The sequence below is a fragment of the Spiroplasma endosymbiont of Dasysyrphus albostriatus genome (assembly GCF_964019495.1).
Classification (GTDB): domain Bacteria; phylum Bacillota_I; class Bacilli_A; order Mycoplasmatales; family VBWQ01; genus Spiroplasma_E.
The window spans coordinates 1,391,209-1,415,077 of the sequence record NZ_OZ026447.1; the positions used below are offsets into that span (position 1 = coordinate 1,391,209).

At 24.3% G+C, this 23,869-nt stretch carries 28 protein-coding genes and 2 pseudogenes; 14 read left to right on the top strand and 16 right to left on the bottom strand.

Annotated features, from left to right (window positions below; translation table 4 throughout):
- Nucleotide 1: 1 nt before the first annotated feature.
- Nucleotides 2-1,122 (bottom strand): IS3 family transposase gene (locus AACL11_RS08265; RefSeq protein WP_422397928.1). Its coding sequence is split into 2 segments (ribosomal slippage): nucleotides 2-879 and nucleotides 879-1,122, totalling 1,122 coding nucleotides; the frame shifts between segments, so codons are not numbered across the junction.
- 146 nt (nucleotides 1,123-1,268) lie between these two features.
- On the opposite strand from AACL11_RS08265, the gene AACL11_RS10565 reads away from it, so the two are divergent.
- Together AACL11_RS10565 and AACL11_RS08275 are read left to right on the top strand one after the other, a co-directional pair.
- On the top strand, nucleotides 1,269-1,538 hold the full coding sequence (locus tag AACL11_RS10565; RefSeq protein WP_422397951.1) for a hypothetical protein: 270 nt from the start codon (nucleotides 1,269-1,271) through the stop codon (nucleotides 1,536-1,538).
- Complete coding sequence (locus tag AACL11_RS08275; RefSeq protein WP_338987372.1) at nucleotides 1,510-1,932, top strand: hypothetical protein; 423 nt, start codon at nucleotides 1,510-1,512, stop codon at nucleotides 1,930-1,932. Before AACL11_RS10565 ends, AACL11_RS08275 begins: the two co-directional genes overlap by 29 nt.
- A 196-nt stretch (nucleotides 1,933-2,128) precedes the next feature.
- Here AACL11_RS08275 and AACL11_RS08280 read toward each other — a convergent pair whose 3' ends face one another.
- The 6 genes from AACL11_RS08280 to AACL11_RS08305 all read right to left on the bottom strand — a co-directional run bounded on the left by AACL11_RS08280 (nucleotide 2,129) and on the right by AACL11_RS08305 (nucleotide 4,681).
- Complete coding sequence (locus AACL11_RS08280) at nucleotides 2,129-2,428, bottom strand: hypothetical protein (protein ID WP_338987374.1); 300 nt, start codon at nucleotides 2,426-2,428, stop codon at nucleotides 2,129-2,131.
- 129 nt (nucleotides 2,429-2,557) lie between these two features.
- Nucleotides 2,558-2,836: a hypothetical protein gene (locus AACL11_RS08285; RefSeq protein ID WP_338987376.1), complete on the bottom strand. Its 279-nt coding sequence runs from the start codon at nucleotides 2,834-2,836 to the stop codon at nucleotides 2,558-2,560.
- Nucleotides 2,837-2,896: 60 nt separating this feature from the next.
- The gene (locus tag AACL11_RS08290; protein ID WP_338987377.1) at nucleotides 2,897-3,316 is read right to left on the bottom strand and encodes a hypothetical protein; all 420 of its coding nucleotides are present in this window, start codon (nucleotides 3,314-3,316) and stop codon (nucleotides 2,897-2,899) included.
- 119 nt (nucleotides 3,317-3,435) lie between these two features.
- A complete protein-coding gene (locus AACL11_RS08295) occupies nucleotides 3,436-4,008 on the bottom strand; it encodes an IS630 family transposase (protein WP_338988471.1) in 573 nt (190 codons plus the stop codon).
- Nucleotides 3,965-4,324, bottom strand: coding sequence for a helix-turn-helix domain-containing protein (locus AACL11_RS08300; protein WP_338973555.1), 360 nt, complete (start codon nucleotides 4,322-4,324; stop codon nucleotides 3,965-3,967). Before AACL11_RS08300 ends, AACL11_RS08295 begins: the two co-directional genes overlap by 44 nt.
- 117 nt (nucleotides 4,325-4,441) lie before the next feature.
- The gene (locus AACL11_RS08305) at nucleotides 4,442-4,681 is read right to left on the bottom strand and encodes a hypothetical protein (protein WP_338987379.1); all 240 of its coding nucleotides are present in this window, start codon (nucleotides 4,679-4,681) and stop codon (nucleotides 4,442-4,444) included.
- 166 nt (nucleotides 4,682-4,847) lie between these two features.
- Here AACL11_RS08305 and AACL11_RS08310 point away from each other — a divergent pair, with 166 nt between their 5' ends.
- The 3 genes from AACL11_RS08310 to AACL11_RS08320 all read left to right on the top strand — a co-directional run bounded on the left by AACL11_RS08310 (nucleotide 4,848) and on the right by AACL11_RS08320 (nucleotide 6,791).
- Nucleotides 4,848-5,627 carry a DDE-type integrase/transposase/recombinase gene (locus AACL11_RS08310; RefSeq protein ID WP_338987380.1) on the top strand — a complete coding sequence of 260 codons (780 nt, stop codon included), beginning with the start codon at nucleotides 4,848-4,850 and terminating at the stop codon, nucleotides 5,625-5,627.
- Nucleotides 5,628-5,726: 99 nt separating this feature from the next.
- On the top strand, nucleotides 5,727-5,861 hold the full coding sequence (locus tag AACL11_RS08315; protein WP_338987381.1) for a hypothetical protein: 135 nt from the start codon (nucleotides 5,727-5,729) through the stop codon (nucleotides 5,859-5,861).
- A 27-nt stretch (nucleotides 5,862-5,888) separates the two neighbouring features.
- Nucleotides 5,889-6,791, top strand: a complete 903-nt coding sequence (locus AACL11_RS08320) for an IS3 family transposase (RefSeq protein ID WP_338988505.1) — start codon at nucleotides 5,889-5,891, stop codon at nucleotides 6,789-6,791.
- An 87-nt stretch (nucleotides 6,792-6,878) separates the two neighbouring features.
- On the opposite strand, the gene AACL11_RS08325 is transcribed toward AACL11_RS08320, so the two are convergent.
- Both AACL11_RS08325 and AACL11_RS08330 read right to left on the bottom strand, forming a co-directional pair.
- Nucleotides 6,879-7,217: a hypothetical protein gene (locus tag AACL11_RS08325; protein ID WP_252320326.1), complete on the bottom strand. Its 339-nt coding sequence runs from the start codon at nucleotides 7,215-7,217 to the stop codon at nucleotides 6,879-6,881.
- 9 nt (nucleotides 7,218-7,226) lie between these two features.
- Entirely contained in the window at nucleotides 7,227-9,380 is a 2,154-nt protein-coding gene (locus AACL11_RS08330; RefSeq protein WP_338987384.1) for a fructose-specific PTS transporter subunit EIIC, read from the bottom strand.
- Nucleotides 9,381-9,677: 297 nt separating this feature from the next.
- Here AACL11_RS08330 and AACL11_RS08335 point away from each other — a divergent pair, with 297 nt between their 5' ends.
- Nucleotides 9,678-10,943, top strand: coding sequence for a rod shape-determining protein (locus AACL11_RS08335; RefSeq protein ID WP_252320338.1), 1,266 nt, complete (start codon nucleotides 9,678-9,680; stop codon nucleotides 10,941-10,943).
- Nucleotides 10,944-10,979: 36 nt separating this feature from the next.
- On the opposite strand, the gene AACL11_RS08340 is transcribed toward AACL11_RS08335, so the two are convergent.
- Together AACL11_RS08340 and AACL11_RS08345 are read right to left on the bottom strand one after the other, a co-directional pair.
- On the bottom strand, nucleotides 10,980-11,798 hold the full coding sequence (locus tag AACL11_RS08340) for a BspA family leucine-rich repeat surface protein (protein WP_338987386.1): 819 nt from the start codon (nucleotides 11,796-11,798) through the stop codon (nucleotides 10,980-10,982).
- A gap of 103 nt (nucleotides 11,799-11,901) precedes the next feature.
- A complete protein-coding gene (locus AACL11_RS08345) occupies nucleotides 11,902-12,564 on the bottom strand; it encodes an FMN-dependent NADH-azoreductase (RefSeq protein ID WP_252320342.1) in 663 nt (220 codons plus the stop codon).
- Nucleotides 12,565-12,890: 326 nt separating this feature from the next.
- Here AACL11_RS08345 and AACL11_RS08350 point away from each other — a divergent pair, with 326 nt between their 5' ends.
- On the top strand, nucleotides 12,891-13,469 hold the full coding sequence (locus AACL11_RS08350) for a hypothetical protein (RefSeq protein ID WP_338987389.1): 579 nt from the start codon (nucleotides 12,891-12,893) through the stop codon (nucleotides 13,467-13,469).
- Between the two features lie 338 nt (nucleotides 13,470-13,807).
- On the top strand, nucleotides 13,808-15,652 hold the full coding sequence (typA, locus tag AACL11_RS08355) for a translational GTPase TypA (RefSeq protein WP_338987391.1): 1,845 nt from the start codon (nucleotides 13,808-13,810) through the stop codon (nucleotides 15,650-15,652).
- A 14-nt stretch (nucleotides 15,653-15,666) separates the two neighbouring features.
- Here the strand turns inward: typA and AACL11_RS08360 are convergent, their stop codons facing one another.
- Nucleotides 15,667-15,831: a hypothetical protein gene (locus AACL11_RS08360; RefSeq protein WP_338987393.1), complete on the bottom strand. Its 165-nt coding sequence runs from the start codon at nucleotides 15,829-15,831 to the stop codon at nucleotides 15,667-15,669.
- A 320-nt stretch (nucleotides 15,832-16,151) separates the two neighbouring features.
- Here AACL11_RS08360 and AACL11_RS08365 point away from each other — a divergent pair.
- The 3 genes and pseudogenes from AACL11_RS08365 to AACL11_RS08375 form a co-directional block, all read left to right on the top strand.
- Nucleotides 16,152-16,650, top strand: a pseudogene (locus tag AACL11_RS08365) (IS5 family transposase); the annotation flags it as partial.
- Nucleotides 16,651-16,761: 111 nt separating this feature from the next.
- Nucleotides 16,762-18,000 (top strand): IS256 family transposase, encoded by a 1,239-nt coding sequence (locus tag AACL11_RS08370; protein WP_338986680.1) that lies wholly within the window; start codon nucleotides 16,762-16,764, stop codon nucleotides 17,998-18,000.
- Between the two features lie 27 nt (nucleotides 18,001-18,027).
- Nucleotides 18,028-18,324 (top strand): annotated as a pseudogene (locus AACL11_RS08375) (transposase); the annotation flags it as partial.
- Nucleotides 18,325-18,464: 140 nt separating this feature from the next.
- On the opposite strand, the gene AACL11_RS08380 reads toward AACL11_RS08375, so the two are convergent.
- The 4 genes from AACL11_RS08380 to AACL11_RS08395 all read right to left on the bottom strand — a co-directional run bounded on the left by AACL11_RS08380 (nucleotide 18,465) and on the right by AACL11_RS08395 (nucleotide 20,084).
- Nucleotides 18,465-18,845, bottom strand: a complete 381-nt coding sequence (locus AACL11_RS08380; RefSeq protein WP_338987394.1) for a hypothetical protein — start codon at nucleotides 18,843-18,845, stop codon at nucleotides 18,465-18,467.
- A 192-nt stretch (nucleotides 18,846-19,037) separates the two neighbouring features.
- Complete coding sequence (locus tag AACL11_RS08385; RefSeq protein WP_252320024.1) at nucleotides 19,038-19,553, bottom strand: hypothetical protein; 516 nt, start codon at nucleotides 19,551-19,553, stop codon at nucleotides 19,038-19,040.
- 69 nt (nucleotides 19,554-19,622) lie between these two features.
- On the bottom strand, nucleotides 19,623-19,832 hold the full coding sequence (locus tag AACL11_RS08390) for a hypothetical protein (RefSeq protein ID WP_338987396.1): 210 nt from the start codon (nucleotides 19,830-19,832) through the stop codon (nucleotides 19,623-19,625).
- A gap of 24 nt (nucleotides 19,833-19,856) precedes the next feature.
- On the bottom strand, nucleotides 19,857-20,084 hold the full coding sequence (locus tag AACL11_RS08395) for a hypothetical protein (protein ID WP_338987398.1): 228 nt from the start codon (nucleotides 20,082-20,084) through the stop codon (nucleotides 19,857-19,859).
- 295 nt (nucleotides 20,085-20,379) lie between these two features.
- Between AACL11_RS08395 and AACL11_RS08400 the strand changes: the two genes are divergently transcribed.
- Genes AACL11_RS08400 through AACL11_RS08410 form a run of 3 tightly spaced genes read left to right on the top strand, consistent with a single transcriptional unit; the run spans nucleotide 20,380 to nucleotide 23,754 of the window.
- The gene (locus AACL11_RS08400) at nucleotides 20,380-21,738 is read left to right on the top strand and encodes a DEAD/DEAH box helicase (RefSeq protein ID WP_338987400.1); all 1,359 of its coding nucleotides are present in this window, start codon (nucleotides 20,380-20,382) and stop codon (nucleotides 21,736-21,738) included.
- A 19-nt stretch (nucleotides 21,739-21,757) separates the two neighbouring features.
- Nucleotides 21,758-22,657, top strand: coding sequence for a deoxyribonuclease IV (locus AACL11_RS08405; protein ID WP_252320030.1), 900 nt, complete (start codon nucleotides 21,758-21,760; stop codon nucleotides 22,655-22,657).
- Nucleotides 22,657-23,754, top strand: a complete 1,098-nt coding sequence (locus AACL11_RS08410; protein ID WP_338987402.1) for a nicotinate-nucleotide adenylyltransferase — start codon at nucleotides 22,657-22,659, stop codon at nucleotides 23,752-23,754. The genes AACL11_RS08405 and AACL11_RS08410 overlap by 1 nt, the downstream gene beginning before the upstream one ends.
- Nucleotides 23,755-23,869 lie beyond the last annotated feature (115 nt).

Below are 23,869 nucleotides of genomic sequence, written 5' to 3' on the forward strand. Positions count from 1 at the left end.
ACTATTTTTTGGTAGACATTTGTTGTTGATATTTAACTGGAGTTAAGTAGTTTAAAGTGCTGTGAATTCTTATATTGTTATATCAATTGATGTAATCAAATAATTCTAATTTTAATTGGATTAATGATGTAAAATTTTTATCATTAATAAATTCGGTTTTAAAAGTTTTAAAAGTTGCTTCAGCAACAGCATTATCATAAGGACAACCTTTTTTACTTAAAGAACGGTTAATGTTGAATGCTAGTAAAAGTTTATCAATAATTTTATTGTTAAATTCATTACCGCGATCACTATGAAATATTTGAATATCTTTTAAACAGCGATTTGATTGCATAAATGCTTGATGTACTAATGATGCATCTTTTTTAACTCCAACACTATGTCCGATAATTTCGCGGTTAAATAGGTCTATTAATAGGCAAATATAGTTTCACCTACCATTAACTTGTACATAAGTTAAATCACTAACAATAACTTCATTTTTAATCCTATTCTTAAATTTTCTATTAACAAGATTAGTTATTTGACTATCGTTAACTTTGTTATTATGATTTTTGAATGATAATTTAGTATATTTTGATATTAAATTATGTTCATTCATAATTTTTTTAATTTTTCTGCGCGATAAATAAATTTCTTGGTTTTCTAGAATTTTTTTTAATTTTCTAGTACCATAAACTTCTTTATTTTCTTTAAAAGCACTAATAACAGCTTCATCATAAATATTATTTTTGATTTTATTTTCTTTTTTCTTTAAATTAAAATAATATGTTGATTTAGATATTTTTAAAAAACGACACATTGTGCGAATTTTATATTTAGCTTTATTTTTGACAATAATTTCTATTTTCTGCCTATTATTAGTGCTGCTTGCTTTAAAATATCATTTTCCATTCGTAATTGCTTTAATTCTTTTCTTAATTTAATTAATTCATTTTCTTCAAAAGAAAGATTATCTTTAGTTTTAAAACTTCCTGAATTACTAAATTGCTTAATTCAATTGTAAGTAGCTGCTCTTGTAACATTATATTCTTTAGCAAGGCAAGATACTGATTTGCCACTTTGATATAAAGCTACTATTTGTTTTTTAAATTCATCGGTATATGAGTTAATATTGGCCATAATTATAGTTCCTTTCTTTTAACAAATTTGTTTACTTGTCTACATAATTAGTGTCCAATAAATTGTAACCCATCCACTTTTTTAAAGAAGGTAACTTAGTAATTATTGATGAACCCGAAGCCTATATTCATCCAGAATGACAATATTTATTTACTAAACTATTATTAAATATTGCTAAAATAATTAATTTTAAATTAATTATTTCAACACATAGTCCATATATTCTTGAAACAATAACTTCACTAGCAAGTCGTGACTTTAAAAACTTAAATTTTAAATATAATTTTATTAACAAAGATAAAAATTTTGATTCTTGTATAATTGAAGAGAATAGTTTAGATCACATTAATGAAGCTTTAAGTTATCCATATAGGGAGTTAGACGAATATGAATTTAAATGAGACATTAAAAAATAATTTAATATTTATTTATAAAAAAAATAAAAAAACTTTTCGTTTGTTATCTTATAGTACTGCTTCTAAAACATATTCTTCAGATTCTGAAGAATATGCAATTGATGGTGATAATCTTAAACTTTTATGTTGTAGTCATTCACGTGGTATTAAATCAATTGATGCTATCACTTATAATAAAAGAAATGAATTTTTATTCATTGAATTTAAAATTCAAAAACATTTTCATGAAGACATTATTAATGATTTATCAAAAAAATTTACTGATACCTTTATTTGTTTTCAACATAATATTGATAAAAAACATGAAATTTCTTTTGACAAAATTAAATGTTTTTTTGTATTTAATATTAGAAGAGAAACTGATCGTAATATTAGAAATATCAAAAGAAATTAAATAATAAAGTTGATGAATTAAATAAAGAACATCGCATTTCTTTAAATTTTAAAATCATTTATTCATCAACTTTTGATCATAGTATTGATTATTTTAAAATGGATGACTACTTTAGTGAAGTTAAGTAAAATTTATATTTTAAAATGAAAAATGCACCGTAATTAGATTATAAAATCAATATGGTGCATTTTATTTTTTATTTTACTAAAATTTTTTTAGTAAACTTTTTTGATTTACTTGTTGTAAGTTTTGTATTATTTACTACTGGTTTTAATTTATCAAAATTAACATTTTTAATATCATTATTTAGTTCTTGATTTTTACAAATTTTATATATTTTTCTTATTCTTTCATTTTTTAACATTGACTTTCTTGCTTTATAAATCTTAAATGCTATAACTGATCCAATTACTCCACCAATTGCATAGGGCATAATTTTAATTAAATTTTCAATTCCTAAAAAAAAATGAAGTAATACCGTTATAAAATGATTCAATATTATTACCAATATTATTAAAAAAAGTTTTTATATTATTACCAAAATCTTTAAAGGCGGTTTCAAAATTATGAACAAATGTTTGAAAACCTTCACTAATTTCATTACTCAGAGATTGAAACTCCTTACCTAGATCATTAAAAAAAATTCTACATCATTACTAACAATTTGAAAACCTTCAGTAATTTCATTACCCAGAGATTGAAACTCCTTACCTAGATCATTAAAGACATTACTTGCATCATTGCTAAAAGATTGAAAATTAGTATTTAAATCTTTTGTAAATACTTCAAATTCTGAACTTATATTATCACCAAAATTATTAAAGAAAGTTTCAGTATCATTTCCAAAAGACTGAAACTGTGAACCTAAATCATTAAACAAGTCTTCGATAGGATCAAAATGCATAAGTAATCCTCCTTTAAACTATATCTGATTTTATTATTTGTTTCATTAATGTATATGATATTACATAGAAATAAGAGGTTTTTGGTTTTCTTGTTTATCAGCAACAGGTTTTGAAGATGGACTTATAGACATTAAATTAGCAGCATTTATTACATCTTGAGAAATAGGATTACCCTTATTTAAAGTAGCAAAAGTCATAGGAACAGTAGATAATGTGTTTGCTAATTCTTTTGTAAGAATATCATCGACTGAATTATTTTGAATACTCAATTCTTTTAATTGTTGTTCTTGCTTTTGAAATTTTGCATCTAATTTCATGTTTCGTAATAAAAGTTCTCTCTTTTTTATTGCTTCTTCTTTTAATGTTATTTTTTTTTCAAAATCAGTATACAAACTATTTTCTTTGTTTTGTTCAAATTCTTGTTCTGATTCTTCTTCGGATTCTGAATCTGATGAATTATTTATATTTTCTAATAGCATGTATTGTAATTTTTCTTGTCGTTTTGCTTTTTTTTCAGCAATATTAGCTTTGTAATTTTGTTTTACAACAGATCCAATTATTGCTCCACCAACACCTGAAGAAATTGCAACAGGTATAGCTAACTAAAGTAATGTTTACTCATATCTTGAAAAACAAAATCAATCGCGTTTTTAATATTTGGTCAATAATTTGGTAATATTTTTCTTATATTATGTTTTATAGCAAATCAAAAATGTTCAATTGGATTTAAATTAGGAGAATATGGTGGAAGAAATAATAGTTTGCATCCAGCATTTTCAATTAATTGTTTTGTTGCTTTAGATTTATGAAACGTCGCATTATCTAAAACTATAATTTGTCCACACTTTAATACTGGAATTAGTATATTTTTAACATATGATTCAAAAATTTTACTATTGCAATGTCCTTCAAATGCTCATAGAGCTTTTAATTTACCTTTATTTAGTGCACCAATTATACTCATTCTCTTTATTTTATATGCAGGTTTATTATCAAATAATCTTTTACCTTTTTCAGACCAACCATATTTATAAAATTCATTATCATCAATTCCAGATTCATCAATATATACCAAATCTTCATTCATTATTTTCGCTATTTCTTTTAAAAAATCTTCTTGTTTATTTTTATCTCTTTGTTCATATAGAAAAGTTTTTTTTATATGTATAATTTAGTTTTTTGAAATAGTTATAAACTGTTTCTTTTGTCATATCACCAAATTTTTCAATTACTTTTTGAACTGTAACATCTTTATTTTCTGCTAAATAATTTTTTAATTCATCTAAATCCTTTATTTTGTGGCTATGTCCTTTTTGATAATTCAAAATTGGTTTTATATTTCCGGTTTTTTGCTTTCTTTTTCTTCATAAAAATAAAGTCTTTCTAGTGATATTGAACACTTTACAAATTTCTTTAATTTTCATGTTTTTACTTTCATAAACTTCTATTACTTTTCTTCGTAAGTCCTCACTGTATGGTTTTGGCATAATTTAATCTTCCTAATCTATTTTAATTATTGCTGAATTATACTTGTAAGTGCAAGAATTGTTTAAATTACATATTATTATTTTACATTATTTATGAGTAAACATTACTTTCGTTAGCTATATATCAAAAATAGTATTATAATTATTATCAGTAAGTCCTGCACCAAATCCACCTGCTAAAAACCCCAACGTATCACCTATTGTTGGCGCATGATTAATAGCAATTTTCCCTGCTTTTTTTGCTGTACTTTTTGTTTTTAATATCATTTCTTCTTGAATTGCTTTTTGTTTTTTATAATTTTTAAAATTTTTATATTCTTTTTCTGTCATTTGTATATTTTGTATATTTTTAGGCATATCTTTTTATCTTCCTTTCAAATATTTTAATTTAATAAAAATCCTAATATGGAGAAATATCTATATTAGGATTGGACATCTATTATGGATGGGGCCACTTAGCCCTTTTTACTAGACCATTAATTTAAAAAATCTGAATGTATTCTAAAAACAATTGTGTTATATAATGAACACTAATTTTGACCTGAAAGGATTTTTATTAATGGATAAAATTAAACAAATAGCATTAATAATTAACAAATTAAATATCAAAGAAAAAATTAAAATTATCGATGATTGCAAAAATCAATATTCAATTAGAAACTTATGTCAATATCTTCAATTAAACAGATCAACATATTACTTTTTAAAAAATAAACAAAAACTTATTAAAAAAGAAAAAAATCATATTATTAATTGCAATCATAAATATCAAGAATTATGCCAACTTTTAATCGAATTTCATTCTACAAGAAAAGGTAGAATTTATGGATATTTAAGAATTTTTTCAGCTTTTAAAGAGTGATTAAAACAAGAGAAAAATATCATTTTAAATATAGAATTATCAACAAAACAAATGCGAAAAATTATGAAAAAACACAATATTCAAGGATTAAAACAAACTAAAAATAACTATCCTAAAAACAAAAAAAATCCAAATAAGTGAATACCTACAATGGATAAAGTAAACAAAGATTACAAAAGTACAACCGCTTCAAATCAAATTTGATCAATGGATACTAAACAAATAAACACCAAAGAAGGTTGACTATATCTTTTTGTAATTATTGATTTTTATTCAAATAATGTTGTTAGTTATAATACATTTTCAAATAAATCATATCAAGATTTAATTCTTCCTGCACTTGAAAAAATAAACAACCAATTTTCTTGAAATCAAATAAAAAACGTTATTTTACATTCAGATAACGCCAACGAATTTTATTGTCAAGAAATTACAAAATAAGCAAAAAACAAACAAATAATTTTAAGCAAAAAACAACCATATGATATTGGCGGTAATGTCATATCTGAAAATTGATTTTCACATTTATCTCAAGAATGATTGCCTAAAGACTCAAATCAATATTTAACAATCAATGAAGCTATTAATGATGTAAATCAATATGTTATGTTTTATAATTATGAAAGAATACATTCTAAATTTTTAAAACCACCAATATTACAAATAAAAATTTAGAAATATCTATCAAAATATGGTCCAGTAATTAGGGCTAACCACCAATGATATTTTAAAGCAAGCAGCACTAATAATAGGCAGAAAATAGAAATTATTGTCAAAAATAAAGCTAAATATAAAATTCGCACAATGTGTCGTTTTTTAAAAATATCTAAATCAACATATTATTTTAATTTAAAGAAAAAAGAAAATAAAATCAAAAATAATATTTATGATGAAGCTGTTATTAGTGCTTTTAAAGAAAATAAAGAAGTTTATGGTACTAGAAAATTAAAAAAAATTCTAGAAAACCAAGAAATTTATTTATCGCGCAGAAAAATTAAAAAAATTATGAATGAACATAATTTAATATCAAAATATACTAAATTATCATTCAAAAATCATAATAACAAAGTTAACGATAGTCAAATAACTAATCTTGTTAATAGAAAATTTAAGAATAGGATTAAAAATGAAGTTATTGTTAGTGATTTAACTTATGTACAAGTTAATGGTAGGTGAAACTATATTTGCCTATTAATAGACCTATTTAACCGCGAAATTATCGGACATAGTGTTGGAGTTAAAAAAGATGCATCATTAGTACATCAAGCATTTATGCAATCAAATCGCTGTTTAAAAGATATTCAAATATTTCATAGTGATCGCGGTAATGAATTTAACAATAAAATTATTGATAAACTTTTACTAGCATTCAACATTAACCGTTCTTTAAGTAAAAAAGGTTGTCCTTATGATAATGCTGTTGCTGAAGCAACTTTTAAAACTTTTAAAACCGAATTTATTAATGATAAAAATTTTACATCATTAATCCAATTAAAATTAGAATTATTTGATTACATCAATTGATATAACAATATAAGAATTCACAGCACTTTAAACTACTTAACTCCAGTTAAATATCAACAACAAATGTCTACCAAAAAATAGTCCTAAAAAGTGTTGCCATTCCAATTAAATTATAATTAGAATTGTAATTTAATTTTTTTAATATGTCAATTAAAATGCTTTTTTAGTTTAAATAATTAAATTATCAATAATACTCTTAATTTCTTCTGCTTCTTTAAATTCATTTTTTCGTTTGAAGGCTATACATAAATTAGATAATAAAATTTCTTGATTATTGGTTTTTTCAATTTCATTTTTTAAAACAAAATAAAGGTACCCACACTGTCAAAAAGTTGGCTTTCTAAGAACTAAATAATTAATATTATTAATCATAATAATATTTTTAGTTTGTTTTTTTAAACTAAAAGTTGTTAATCCTTTATGATAAATAGTTATTTTTTTATCATCAATAGTTATTGTACTTCGACTATATTGATTTTCAAATCATCAATTTTTTTTATTATTCATATATTAATATTATTTTCTTTTTTTATTTTTAGTTTTAATTCCAATTTTATTTAATAACGTTAAAATTGAAGATCTATATAATCCTTGCTTTTGCAATAAAAGTGAAGTATAAATAATAGATTGTACTACCGTACCAATAATAATAGCTACTGCATATCATAAAATACCAATATAACTACCATTAATATTAGTAACACCACCAAATAAAGCAATAATAAAAGAACCTCAAGCCCCAACATGACCAAGTACACCAAAACCAAATGCTAAAGCACCCGCAACAGCACTACCAATAACATTAGCAACTATTGTTCTTCATGTATCTCTTACTGCAAATGGAATAGCAGATTCAGAAATTCCCATAAACCCTAATAATCAGGCATTTCACCCTAATGATTGTTCTTGTTTTGTAAATAATTTACGACTAAATACTGTTGATGTCAATGCACAACCCAATGGCGCAATCGGAATCGCTGCTGCTACTGGTCCCATTAATCGACCACCATCTTGTACCATTAATGATGTTGCAACAAGAACAGCTGTTTTATTAATTGGACCACCCATATCAAATCCAACCATTGCTCCTAATAATAATCCAACTAAAAACCCTATATTTGGATGTAACCCCATTCAACTTAAACCATAATCCAATGCACCCATTACATATCCAAATGGTGCTGCTAAAAAGAAAGCGGTTGGAATTGCAATAATTGCTGTACAAAAAACAGGAATAATAATAATTGGCATAATTGGTAATAATCATTTTGGTACTTTTCATGAATTTACAAATCGAACTAAATAACCAGCCATTAGTCCTCCATAAAGAGCACCAAATAATGTTCATGAAACATTAGCATTACCCTGAAAAGGTTGACTTGCATCAATTTTAGAACTAGCAGTAAGATTAAATACTCCTCATCCAAATCACATTCCCGTACCAGGTGATACTAATAAAAATGTAATAATCATTGCTGGAGCAATACCAGGACGTCCTGCGATTGAATAAGCAATATAAGCACCCATGATTGGTATCATCAATGTAAAGCCAATACCAGCAATGTTATTGATAATCATTAATACATGCATTAGCGTTGTACCACCAATTAATCCAGAATTAACTCCTGGTGGATTTGTTTTTAATCAAGCAAGTTGTTCTTCTCATGAATTTTTAAATTCAAATCCATTACCAAAAGTACCTTTTGCGATACCACCAACAATAGCAAAAATTAAACCAGCAAAAACAACAAATGGTATCATATATGATACTCCACTTAATAAATGTTTTAAAATTGCTGGTTTACCTTTCGAAGCATTTAAAATGAAATCACCACTATTTCCATTAGGTTCACCGTATATTTTTGCTTTTGTTAAACTTTCTTTAATAGTTTGTTTAGCATCTTTAACTACTGGTTTTATACCACAAGTATATGTTTTTTTACCAATAAAACGTTCTAAGTCAATTGCAACATCTGTTGCTAAAATAACGACATCCGCTTCTTTAATTTCTTGTTCTGTTAGTACATATTCTGGTCCTTTTTGACCTTGACATTCAATATGTACTTGATAGCCTAGTTCTTTTCCTGCGGTTTCTAATAATTCTTTACACATGTAAGTATGAACTACTCCAGTTGTACAAGAAGAAACTCCAATAATTTTTTTTGTTTCCTTGTTTTTCATTGTTTTTATTTCTTTTTTAGTACTATTTTTAACTGTTTCATTATTAATAAGCGATATTATTTCTTGTGAATTTTTTGCATTTTTTAATTTTTTACGAAAATCTTCATTTACAAGTTTAATTGCAAGTGTACTTAAAATATCTAAATGTAAATTTTCTGCTTGTGTTTCAGGAATTATTAAAGCAATAATAAAAGTTGTTAATTGTCCATCTATTGCTTTTCAGTCAACACCATTATTATTACATAATATTAGAATTGCAGGTTTTTTAATTGATTTAATTCTAGCGTGTGGAATTGCAATTCCACCTTCAAAACCTGTTGATGATTCTTGTTCACGAGCAAGAAATGCTTTTAGTAATTCATCACGATTAGTAATATAACCTAATGAAAATGCCAAATCAGTAATTTTAGTTAGTGCTTCTATTTGATTTTTAATATTAGATTCAAAAATAATATGTGAGTTGTTTAATAAATCATTAGTTATTTTCAATTTTACCTTCCTTTCCAATGATTATTTTATCTCCTTTTTTTAATAAAAACCAGAGATTTTTTCAGATAATTAAAATATATTTTTAACTATTTATTCAATTAAATTTAATATTTATAAAATTAGATATATTACATACTTCAAAGTTTTTGCTGTTTTTTAAACAAAATATAATAAATAAAAATTATCAACATTAATCCCATATTTCCTTATAAATTAATATAAATAACTTATTTATAAAATAATGTAAAATTAATTTAGATAAAATTTAAGTATTTAAAGAAAGGGAAAATTAGAGAAATGTTTAAAACAAGAAAAGAAAATTTAAATCAGAAAAATAACAAACTTAAATCAATAACTGATTATCAATGATTAGCTTTAGATATCGGAACAGAAAACTTTAAAGCTAGACATATTAATATAGGTCTTAGATATGATGCTCCAACCTATTTAGCTGAAGACTATGAAAAAAATAGAATTCTTTACGGTGAAGAGGCTAAGGCTTTAACTGACAAAACAAATGAAAACGTTATTATTAAACGTCCAGTTCGTGATGGTAATATTGCTGATCCAGATGCTTTACAACGTATTCTTACTAAAATTTTTCAAGATTTCAGACTTGAAATTAAAAATTTAAAAGAAATTAATAACAATTCTATAAAAAAACATGAAAAATTAGATAAAAATCGTAATTTGATTGTGTTGATGGCAACACCAAGTGAAATTAATTCAGTACAAAAAGAAGCTTTAGAAAATATTGTATATCGTTTAGGAGCACTCCGTGGATTTGTACAAGAAGAAGTAAAAATGGCAGCGTTAGGCTCAGGGCAAGATATTTTTGGAAGTGCAATTATGTGCATTGATATTGGTGGTGGCAGTACTGATGTTGCTATTATTAGTAATAATTCAATATTATATTCATATACAACACATTGTGCTGGTGACTATTTAATACAAAAAGTTCAAGAATATATTATAAAAAAACATGCCTTAAAAGTTGGAATAAAAGAAGCTGAAGATGTTATTAAAAATATTGGCTCACTTATGAAATATCAAGATGAAAAACCATACACAATTTCGGGTTTTTCATTACCTAGATTAAATTCTCAACCAGGAGAAACAATGTCAATTTCTAAAACTATTGAAATTACACCAGAAGAAATTCGTGAAAATGTTATGCAAGCTCAATTCAAAGAACATATTATTCCAGCCATTCGTAGAGTACTAAGAACTGCTGGTGACAAGGCTGCCGGAAGTATTAGTGATTTAAAGAAAAAAGGTAAGGGAATCACAATTTGTGGTGGTGGAGCTTATATTAAAAAAGTTGATAAATTTATTGAAGAAGAATTAGCTAAAGAATATTATATTGAAGTTAAAACTGAAAAAGGTACAAAACCAATGCGTCAAAAATATGAAGGAGATCTTTTTGAAGTGCGTACTGCTCTAAATCCTTTAGATAATGTTATTGATGGTTGTGTAAAATATCGTGATACAATTTACAAACAATTAATAATTGAACAAAATCCTAATCGTGAAATTCTAATAAAGGACGAAGATTTAGGATAAAAAACTATAAAAATCTTAAATTAGTATTTTAAATTATTAAAAATTTTTTTTAAACTTTGGTAATTTTTTTGAGTTATGAAGTCCTGAATCAAAAGAAAAACTTTCGTATTTCATAACATTAGATACATTTCATTTTGATAAATCTTGATTAAATTTTAAAGCATGAGCAAACATTAAATTCATATTCGTAACATTTGAAGTATCTCAAGATGAAATATCTCCATTAAATAAAAAAGCGTATAAAAACATTCAACTCATATCTATTACGTTTGATGTATTTCACTTTGATAAATCTTGATTAAATACTCATGCATTACTAAACATATTGTTCATATTTGTTACATTAGATACATCTCATTTTGACAAATCTTGATTAAATTTTCTTGCACCAGCAAACATATAACTCATATTTGTTACATTTGAAGTATCTCAAGATGATAAATTTTGATTAAATGCATTTGCAGCGGAAAACATTCAACTCATATTTGTTACATTAGATACATCTCATTTTGATAAATCTTGATTAAATGATGTTGTATGAATAAACATATAACTCAAAGAAGTTATTTCTGGTGGTAATTGTTCTGGGACTTCTTTAATTGTTATTGGCATATTAACAACTTGAATTTCTCCCTGATCATTTTTATAAAATCCAATTTGAGTAATTTTGGTAGTTTTTATATATGATAGATTATGCTTATTAGTTATTACTTTTTTGCCATTTTCATCAATGTAAATTGTATCTTGTTGAGTCTTATTATTTAAAACATCATTTTTTTGGGAACTTGTGTTTAAGACAGTTACAGTTAAACTTCCTGCAGCTGATGCAAATGTTAAAACACTTAATGCTGTCAATATTTTTTCATCCTTCTATTTTATTATTTTGACTTTATTTAAGAAGCCAATTTTACTTTACTACTTTTTGAAGATAAATTCACAAAAATTATATTTTTTAAAGTTAAAACTTTTTTGCTGCTTCTTTAATATACTGTTCAAATTTATCCATCGTTTTTTCTGGCCCTAATGCTGGCAAACCTCCACCTTTTGCTAATATTTTAGAACCAATAAGTAAATTAGCATCATTTTGATGAAGTTCTTGAACCTTAGTACCACAAATAAGAATTGGTTCTACTACTTTAGCACCTACAAATTCTCATGTCCCTTTTAAATAAGTTGCATGATTACCTCATAAATATCAGCCATATGGTGCTCCTTGTGTCGCCAAAATTTGAACTTTTAAATGTGGTAATAATCCTCTAGCTTCACCTTGTTTGGTATATTTATAATCAAAAGTTTTACCAGCAACTAAGATGTGATCTAAATAATTTTTTGTCATGCTAGTAACATTAAAATTTGTCATTGGTGTTGTATATATAACTTTATTAACATTTTTTAGTTGATTAATATAATAATCAGAATCTTTTTCATTAAAATATGAAGTAAAGTTTTTTTGCGTAATAGTAATACTTGCCATTGGTATTTGATTTAAATCTAATTCAATTATTGAATCTTCTGGATGAAATTCACGATAATATTTAACAAAACGAGATACTAAACTTTCAGAATAAGATAGTTCTTTTTTAATCATAGAAGAACGAATTACTAATATTTTATTTGCCATTATTTTTGCCTCCGAAATATCTAAAATAACTTTGTAATTTGATTTTATCAGTTTTTATTTATTATTTTTTAAAAAATAATAAATAAAAATATAGTTTTATAAAAAAATGAAATATTTATTATAATTTTATCAATTTCTATAAAGTGTTATCATTAAAGTGTGTAAAACTTTTAAAAAAGTTTATAGAAAAATTTTAAATTAAATAGATATTAATTCTAAAAAATAAATATAAGTAGTTATTATAGAAATTTTAGTATTTGTACACAAATGATAATTATTAAGAAATTTGAGATTAGACTATCAAAAATATAGAAAGAGGCAAAAATATGAATGAAAGAAGACAAAAATTACTTGAATTGATGAATAGAAATTTAAAAATTAGTACTTTAATTAATTACAAATTTAAAATTTCTGAAATAACTAATGCAATTGCAAGTATCAATAATGATTTATATAAACAACAAAAATATTTTTTAGAATTAGAAAATATTAGAAAATACAGAAATAAAATTCAAAGAAAATTTAATAAAAACAAAAAGATAAAAAAGAAATTAAATAAAATTTTAAACAAATATTTAGCACAAATAAAAAAATTTAGTTTTTTTATTAATAAATATAAAAAAGAACCTCAACAATTATTTGAAATATTAACTGAATTAAATTTATTTGTAGGTGAATTAATAAATCAAGAAAACATAACAGATGAAGAATTACAATATTTATTTACAATATCTCATCAATTTTCAGAACAATTAAAAAATGAAAAACCATTAGATTTATCACTATCAAGTAAAAAACAAAGACTGCAACAAGAACCATTAGATTTATCATTACCAAATAAAAATCAAATATGAGAATTAACAACAAAAATTAACACATCTTTAATTAATAAAACATTATACTAATACATTAGAAACACACACTAAAGACAGTTTATTTATCGAAATAAAAATATCAAAACCTAGTAGTAGTTTTATATATACAAATAATTTTAATGATATACAAACATATTTATTAACCGAACAAATACAACAAAATAATTTTTTAAAAAATAATGAAAAAAGTAAATATAGAAATAAAACTCATGAAAATGAAAAAAAATCACAAATCATAAGATTTAAATAATTATTATATGTCAAAAAATCATTTTAAATAAATTATTTTTTTAATTATTTTACTAAATTTAAAAATATTGCGTATAATTTATATAATGTCAAAATTTAAGAATAACGGAGAATGAAAAATGTCTGAACAAGAAAAAGTTTCTGCTGAACAAAAAATTATTAATATTGCAGTGATAGCACACGTCGATGTTGGAAAGTCAACATTAGTTGATGCTTTATTAAAGCAATCAAATATTTTTCATCAAAACCAAGTTATTGTTGAACAAATAATGGATAGTAATGATCAAGAACGTCAACGAGGAATTACTATTTATTCTAAAAATTGTTCAATCATGCATGGTAATACAAAAATTAATATTATTGATACACCTGGTCATGCTGACTTTTCCTCTGAAGTTGAAAGAATTATGAAAACAGTAGACTGTGTTATTTTACTAGTTGATAGTGTTGAAGGACCAATGCCACAAACTCGTTTTGTATTGCAAAAAGCACTAGAACATAACTTAAATCCAATTTTAATGATTAACAAAATTGATAAAAAGGACCAAAGAATTGAAGAAGTAAAAGATGAAGTATTAGAACTTTTTATGGAATTAAATGCTAATGATGAACAGTTAGACTTTCCAACACTTTATGGAATTACTAAACAAGGTATTGCCCAATATGAATTGAATCAACCAAGTGAAAATTTAGAACCATTATTTGAAACAATTATTAAACATGCTAAAATTTCTAAATTAGTAAAATATAATGAGCCTTTACAAATGCAAATTAGTTCATTAGATTATGATAGTTTTATTGGCAGAATTGGAATTGGTAGATTATTTCAAGGTACTATTTCTGAAGGACAAGAAATAATTGTTGTTGATGATTATGATTTAAAAAGAAAAGCTAAAGTAAAATATTTATTTGTTTATCAAGGATTAAAACGAGTAGCTGTTAAAAACGCTGTTGCTGGTGATATTGTTTGCATAGCGGGTATTGAAAATATAACAATTGGTAATACTATTTGTGATAAAGATAATGTTGTGCCAATGGAACCAATTACAATACAGGCTCCAACAATGTCAATGAATTTCCTTGTTAATAATTCACCATTTTCTGGAACTGAAGGTAAACTAGTAACTAGTAATAAAATTAAAGAACGTTTAACAAGAGAATTAGAAACTAATGTTGGTTTAAAAATAGAACAATTATCTGGAAGTAATGCTGATGGTTTTAAAGTTTTTGGTCGTGGTGAATTACATTTATCTGTTTTAATTGAAAATATGCGTCGCGAAGGCTTTGAATTAGGTATTTCTAAACCGGAAGTAGTATTTAAAAAAGATGAAAAAGGACACACCACTGAACCAGTCGAAGAAATTATTTTAAATCATCCTACTGAATATAGTAGTACTGTTATTAATAATTTAAATCTAAGAAAAGGTATTATGACTAATATGGATTCTGATAATGTTCGTGATAAAATTATTTTTCATATTCCAACAAGAGGATTAATTGGATTTGGTCGTCAATACGTTAATATTACTCGCGGAACTGGTGTTATGGTTCGTAGTTTCCTTACATATGAACCATTAAAAGGCGAAATTAATAATAATAGAAATGGCGTTCTAGTAAGTATGATTACAGGCACAACATTACCTTATGCTTTAAATTCTTTAGAAGAACGTGGTACTTTATTTGTTAAACCGCAAACTAAAGTGTATGAAGGAATGATTATTGGTTTAAGTAATCGTGATAAAGATTTAGATGTTAATCCTTGCAAAGCAAAACAATTAACAAATACTAGAAGTTCAGGTAATGATGAAGCTGTTAGATTAACACCACCAACTATTTTTAGTTTAGAAGAATCTTTAGAATTTATTGCTAGCGATGAATTAGTTGAAGTAACACCACAAAATATTCGTATGCGTAAAAAATTCTTGACTGAAAATGAACGTAAACAAAATAGAAATCATAAGTAATACTTACGATTTTTTTAAAGATTAAAAGAATTATAATTTACACAGTTAACTGTAGATACTCAATATTCTGATTCAATATCAATAATATCATTTAAAGACAGAATTTTTTGATTTTCTTGCAATATATCTTCTATCTGTATTGTTTCATAATTAGCAAAGTTATTAACTTCATTAATCATTAATTGAACTTGCTTATCAAGCAGTTCTTTATTTTTTTCTTTTCAATATATTTTTTTCTGCGTCTTTTTTCTCCTTCTCTTTTTTTTCTAATAAATTCAGGATTTGATTTATTTTTTTCTAAATATTTTTTTGTCTTTCTACATGTTTTTGTTTTTTTAGTTTTAATGTTTTCAAATGAAATTTCTACAAAAATAGCAGGAGAAGGTATAAAAATAGATTCATCTTTTGTTTTTTCGTTATTGTTATTCTCTAAGAACCTGTTTAGAATCTTTTAGAAAATAATGTAAAATTACTATATATTTTAAAATAAGAGGTATATATGCATAAAAATTATCCAAGTCATGTTACTAAAGAACAATTTGAGAACATAAAATCAACTTTAGAAAACAGCAAAAAGAAAACAAAACCAAGAAATTTAGATTTATATGAAGTGTTTTGTGCAGTTTTATATGTATTAAAAAGTGGTTGTCAATGAAGAATGTTACCAAAAAATTTTCCAAAATGACAAACTGTATATTATTATTTCCAAATTTGAAGTAAAAACAATGATAAAGAACCTAGTGTATTGCAATTAATTTTAAAAAAAATTAGTTAAAAAGATTCGTATTAAGAATCATCGAAAAGAAAAAACTAGTTTTTGTATAATTGATTCGCAAAGTGTTAAAAATACAGATACTACTGAAAATAAAGGTTATGATGCTGGTAAAAAGATTTCAGGAATAAAACGTCATATTGCAGTTGATACGCAAGGTTTACCACATGCAATTTACATAACTACAGCAGAAAAAACAGATCGTAATAGTGCTATCATAATGATTAAAAGTGAAAAAGAAAAGGTAATGTTTAGTAATCTGTGTAACTTACAAAAATAACTATGTTTAATTAGTTCTAGTAAATATAATTAATTTTCTAGAAAGAGTGAGTTACAGATGGCTAAAAAGCAAAATATTAATAACAATGATCCAATATCACAAGCAGTAGATTTATTATTAGAAAATACTGAAGATTTAACAACAGTTTTTAAAGAGGGAGGATTATATAAAGAATTAACAAAAAGATTAGTAGAAAAAATGTTGAATTCTGAGATGCAAAATTATTTAGGATATGATAAGAATCAACATAGTAATAGTGACAATGCTCGTAATGGTATAAGTTCAAAAAAATTAATAACCCAACAAGGTAAAATTGAAATTGATGTACCAAGAGATCGTAATAGTAATTTTAATCCTGTAATAGTTGCAAAAAGACAAAGAAGATTTGATGGTTTTGATCAACAAGTTCTTTCTTTATATGCAAAAGGTATGACATTATCAGATATTAGAATGCAATTACAAGAGTTATATCATGGTGCTGATATTAGTGAAAGTGTTATTAGTCAAATTACTGATGATGTTATTGATGACGTCAAAGCATGGCAAAATCGACCATTAGATAGTGTTTATCCGATTGTTTATTTTGATTGTATAGTAGTTAAAGTACGACAAGATAAACGGATTATTAATAAATCAGTTTATATAGCTTTAGGAGTTGATTTAGAAGGTAAAAAAGATGTTTTAGGTTTATGAATTAGTGAAAATGAAGGTTCTAAATTTTGATTAGCCAATTTCACAGAAATGAAAAATCGTGGCTTAAATGATATTCTGATTGCTTGTAGTGATAATTTAACAGGCATGTCAGAAGCAATACAATCAGTTTATCCTAAAACCGAACATCAATTATGCATCGTTCATCAAATTAGAAATAGTTTGAAATATGTCTCATATAAGCATAGAAAATCTCTAGTTGCAGATTTAAAACCAATTTATACTGCATGTAGTGAAGAACAAGCAATGCAAGCTTTAGAATCATTTGAAAATAAATGAACTAAACAATATCCACAAATTGCTAAATCTTGATATAAAAATTGAGATAATTTAATGGTTTTTATTAGTTATCCTGCAGAAATAAAAAGGGTAATTTATACCACAAATGCTATTGAATCTGTTAATAGTCAATTACGAAAAGTCATCAGAAATAAAAAAGTTTTTCCTAACGATATGTCAGTTTTTAAAATATTTTATTTAGCAATTGACAATATAACAAAAAAATGAACAATGCCCATTCAAAATTGAAATACAGCAATTGCTCATTTTATGATAAAATTTGAAGACAGAATTAATCTGAATTAGTAACTTTGTAAAACAAAGAAACACAGATTATTAAAAAGCCTCAAAGAAAATCTTTCTACAGTTCAAAAAATAATAGTAGATGCTGGCTATACTGGTGAAAAATTTGCTTCTGCAATCAAAACAATCATAAATGCAAATGTTGAAGTTGTAAAACGTAATGAATTACATTCTTTTGTAGTACTACCAAAAAGATGAGTTGTAGAACGAAGCTTTGCATGATTAGAAAAATGCAGAAGATTATGAAAAAATTGTGAAAGAAAACTAAATACTAGTTTACAAATGGTTGTTCTTTCCTTTATTTCAATTTTATTAAAAAGATTCTAAACAGGTTCTAACATTATATCCATATTTTATATTTCCTTTTTAAAATAAATAGTGTATTTATAAACTTATATTAAGTTTATGTTCTTGATTTTAGCATTTTTTTTAATTTAGAAAAATAGTTACCATTTTGGTAACTATTTTTATTTTGCTATAAATTTATTATTAATTTTAGTTTTATGTTGGATTGATAAACTTATTTTATTTATTTCATCAATAAAATTATTATCTTTTTCTATATCTCAACCATTTTTTTGATCAATTTCTTTTGTTATTTTTTCCAATTCTATTTTGATTTCTTTTAAACTAGTTTTATTAATATTATTATTTAATCTTTTTTCAATATTTTGAATTTTTATATCAATTTCATGATATCAAGTGGTATCTAAAACATTGCAAAGTGGTTCTTGTACTCAAGCATGGTACATTTTTCTTTCTTCAAATCCTTCTGGAAGTTTTATTTCTTCTTTAATTTCAGCAATTAATTTATATATACTTTTTATTTTTTTAACTTTACTATACATATCTTTTAATCTTCCTTTCAAAAAAATAAAAAACCCATTTACTTTAAAAAAATAAAATAATGAGTTGAAAACTTAAATTAAGTTTAAAGAATTATATCATAATATCTAGAATATTTGGTGTTAAATTTTTATACATATTTTTAAAAGATAAAAAATAGTTATAAATAAATAAAACTACTCAATTGAGTAGTTTTATTTATCTTCTTCAATTTTTACTGTCATTTCTTGATCATCAAAAACAAATTTAACTTTTTTATCATCTTTTTTATTAACAGCATCACTGGGTTTATCATTTTTTTTATTTTCAAATAAAGGTTTTGGTTTTTTCTTTAATTCTTTTTCATTTTTTAAATAATATTTTTGAACTATATCAAAAAGTTCATTATTTAAACTACCATCTTTATATCTCTTTTTAAATTTATAAAAATACTTATAACGCTTATCTAAAATTATTGATTTAATTTCATTAAAGAGTATAAAAGCATTTCTACTTGAAAATTTATAATTATTTTTACCTATTTTTACTAAATTATCACTTATAATATTGTTTATTTTAAACTTAAATCTTTTTCTTTTAAAAAGAAAAATAACTAAAATAAAAATAAAAGTTAGCATTAATAATAATATTGATAATCCTATGATTATTCAGTCCTTTATTGAAAAATCTGATCAATTAACTAAAAACATTATATTTAAATTATTTTGCATATAAATAACCCCCTAAATTTTCTTAATATATAAATTTGCGTCATTTTATAAACAAGTTCTGCTTATCTTTTATTTTGGATAAATTATATTTAAAATTACACTTCCAATAACTAAAGGGTCATCATAAGTCATTTCAACTGTTAAAGTAGTTGGTTTAATGTTCATATTATTATATTTTAAATTACCTAAAATAATTTTTTCTTTTATTAAATTTGATTGTGGATTACTTTCAATTAGTCTCTCTTTAATAACCTCCTTTACAGTTTCTGGACTTGTCATTTTCAATTTGTCTTCAGTTTTTAATTACAAATTTGTTTTGCTTTTTAAAATTACTGCTAAAATTCGTTTATTATCACTAATTGATGATTGTTTAGAGATCGAACCATTTGATTTTTTTTTATTTTTTTCTTCCTCTTCTTCTTCTTTTTCTCCTTCTGTTTCAGCAATAGCTGTCATACCACCAGCAATGGTGGCTCCAATTAAAGCTGCAGAGCCGATAAGACCAGCAATAATTTTTGTTGATTTCTTCATCTTCTTCTGACATAAATTACAAACCTCTTTTCTAAGCCCTTAAATTTTTTCTAAGTTAATTTTACATGATTACAAATAATCTATTGACATTTTACTTTTATTAGATTAGAAATTTAGATAAACAATTAGTTGTATAAATTACTGATGTATTTTTTTATTTTTTGAAAATTAATAATCTTAAACATTAAAATAGTAATTATTATTACTTTTAATAAAGTTTTTTATCTTATTTTTTAAAGAACTTAGTAAAAATAAGATAAAATATTAATATTGCATTAAAGAAAAAGGTGAACGTATGTCATTTCAACAATTTAATTTACAACCATGACTAATTGAAAATTTAAAAAAAGAAAAACTAATTAATCCAACACCAGTCCAAACTGAAATCATTCCTTTAGCATTAACTAATAAAAACTTAATTATTAAAAGTGCTACTGGTAGTGGTAAAACTCATACTTATTTAATTCCAATTTTAAATAATTGTAATGTTACTTTAAAAGTAACACAAGCAGTTATTATTACACCTACTCGTGAACTTGCTCAACAAACGTTCAATTTTTTAAAAGCTTTAATCAAAGATCAAAATATTAGCATTGCTTGTTTAGTGGGTGGCAAAGATATTATTCGTCAAAGTAATAATTTAAGTAATAATCAACCACAAATTGTAATTGGTACTCCAACTAGATTAAAACGTTTATATGAACTTAATATGTTAGCAATTACTACTACTAACACTTTAGTTATTGATGAATGTGATATGTTATTTGATATGGAATTCATGGAAGATTTAGATTTTTTAATTACTAAAATGAATAAAAATACTCAAATTATGACTTTTTCAGCAACAATATTACCCCAACTAGTTACTTGATTAAAAAAATATATTACTAATGCTACTACAATTAGTATTGATAATAAATCTCAAAAAATTCAACATATTTTTATTAATCGTCATCATCAAGATAGTAAAAAACAACTACAATCATTATTAACAATGTTTGATCCTTATTTATGTTTAATTTTTGTTAATAACAAAGAAAATATTGAAGAAATTGCAAACGTCTTAATTGAAGAAAATAAAAAAGTAGCAATCTTACATGGTGGATTACCAGCACGAGAACGTTCTCAAACTTTTAAACGTATTAAAAATTTTGAATATCAATATGTTGTTTGTTCAGATATCGCAGCACGTGGTATTGATATTGAAGGGGTATCTCATGTTATCTCTTTACAATTACCGACAAATAATATAGAATATTATTTTCATCGAGCAGGGCGAACAGGACGAGCTAACTATTCAGGTATTTCTTATGTATTTTATGATAAGAGTGATAATTCTACTATTCATAAGTTAAAAAATTTAAACGTTCCAATAGAATACTATAAAATTAAAGATAATAAGTTACTACCAGAAATTACTAATGACAACATCATTGCTCATAAACGAAAAATAGAAAGAAATAAAGAAGAACAATATGTTATTAATCGCTTTAAAAAAAATAAAAATGTAACTCCTGGTTATAAGAAAAAATTTAATAAAGATTTAGAAGCAATAAAAAAAGAAACAAGAAAACAACACATTAAAGCATCAATTAAGAAAATTAAAAAAACACAAGCAATTGCAAGAAGAAAAAAACTTTTTGATGAAAATTAATAATGAAAGAGGAAGCAAGATGGAAAATGACAAATTAATTATTGGATCTCATGTTTCAATGAAAGCACCAAAATATTTATTAGGTGCTCTTGAAGAAGCTCTAAGTTATAATGCCAATACGTTTATGTTTTATACAGGTGCTCCACAAAATACAATTCGTAAACCAACCAAAGCATTATTTATTAAAGAATTTACAGAAAAACTAATTGAAAAAAATATTAATATTAATAATCTTATTGTCCATGCTCCTTATATTATTAATCTGGCTAATAGTATTAACAAAAGTACTTACCAATTAGCAGTAGATTTCTTACGACAAGAAATAATTCGCTGTCAAGATATTGGCATTAAAACTTTGGTTTTACATCCAGGTAGCGCTGTTGGTGCTTTACCACAAACTGCTTTAGATCAAATTGTTAAAGGACTAAATGCAGCATGTTTAGAAAAACAAACTGTAAAAATTGCTTTGGAAACAATGTCAGGAAAAGGTAGTGAAGTAGGAACTACTTTTGAACAACTTCAATATATTATTAATAATGTAAAAAGACCCGAACTAATTGGTGTTTGTTGAGATACTTGTCACTTATCTGATGCTGGTTATGATCTTAATAATAATTTAGAACAAGTAATACAACAATTTGATCAACTTATTGGATTAGATAAATTATTAGTTATTCATGTTAATGATTCTAAAAACCCAATCAATGCTCATAAAGATCGTCATGCTAACTTAGGAATGGGTTACCTTGGTTTTCAAACTTTAATTAACATTATTTATCATCCATTGTTGCTTACTAAAATAAAAATTTTAGAAACGCCATGAATTAATGGACATCCACCTTATTTACATGAAATTAAAATGATAAGAACAAAAAAATATAATAAAGAAATTTTAGAATCATTAGGAACTAGCAAATAATGAAAAGAATTGGTATTTTTGGTGGAACTTTTGATCCATTTCATAATCAACATTTAAATATTGCAAATACAGCTTATCATAAACTTTCACTTGATGAAGTTTGAATTTTACCAACAAAACAAAATCCGTTAAAAGACAGTGTCAGTGCCAGCGATCAACAAAGAGTCGATATGATTAATTTAGTTATTAAAAACTATTCTTGAATAAAATTAAATGATTATGAACTAACAAGTAAACAACCTAGTTATACTATTAATACTATTAACTACTTTATTGAAAACTATCCAAATCACAAATTCTTTTTTATTATCGGTTCTGATAATTTATATACCTTAAATAAATGACAAGGAATTGAACAGTTAATTAATTTAGTTAAAATTATTGTTGTTAATCGCCCTCATTATCGTAAAACATTAGAACTAATGTCAAAATACAAGTGTCAAAATTTAGTAGTTCGACCAAGTAGTGATATTAGCTCTGCCAAAATTAGAAATGGTGAAATTATTAATCAAATTGATATAAAAATTAATGATTATATTAACAATAATTTAATATATAGTTATGAGCGTTTAAAAGCAAATTTAGATAACAATAGAACTGAACATTGTATTAATGTTGGTAAAATGGCTGTTAAATTAGCAATCCATTATAACGAAGATGCTAATAAAGCCCTAATTGCAGGCACTTATCATGACCTTTGCAAACAATGAAGTAAAAATAAAATGACTAAATTTTTAACAAAATATAATAAAGAATTTTTACAAGAACCATTTCCAATTTGACATGGTTATGTAGCAGCATTGTATTTAAAAAATCATTATCAGTACCATGATGATTTAGTTCTTCATGCAATTGCTAAACATACTACTGGTGCAACTGAAATGAAACCTTTAGAATTAATAGTATTATTAGCAGATAAAATATCAATTGAACGTAACCATTATTATGTTGAAGAATTAAGAAAACTTGCCTTTCAAGATTTAACTGTTGCTTTTAAATACTATCTAGAAATTTTAAAAAAGCATTTAATAGAACAAAAAAAACCATTAAATAATAAGTTTTTAACAATATATGAAACGTGAAGTAATAAAAATTAATAAATAGTATCTATAGTAAAATACTTATTTATTAATTATTTAATATATAATATTAAAGAAAAGGGAAGTTTAATAAACTAAATAGTATTGTAATAATATAAACAAATAATTGTAA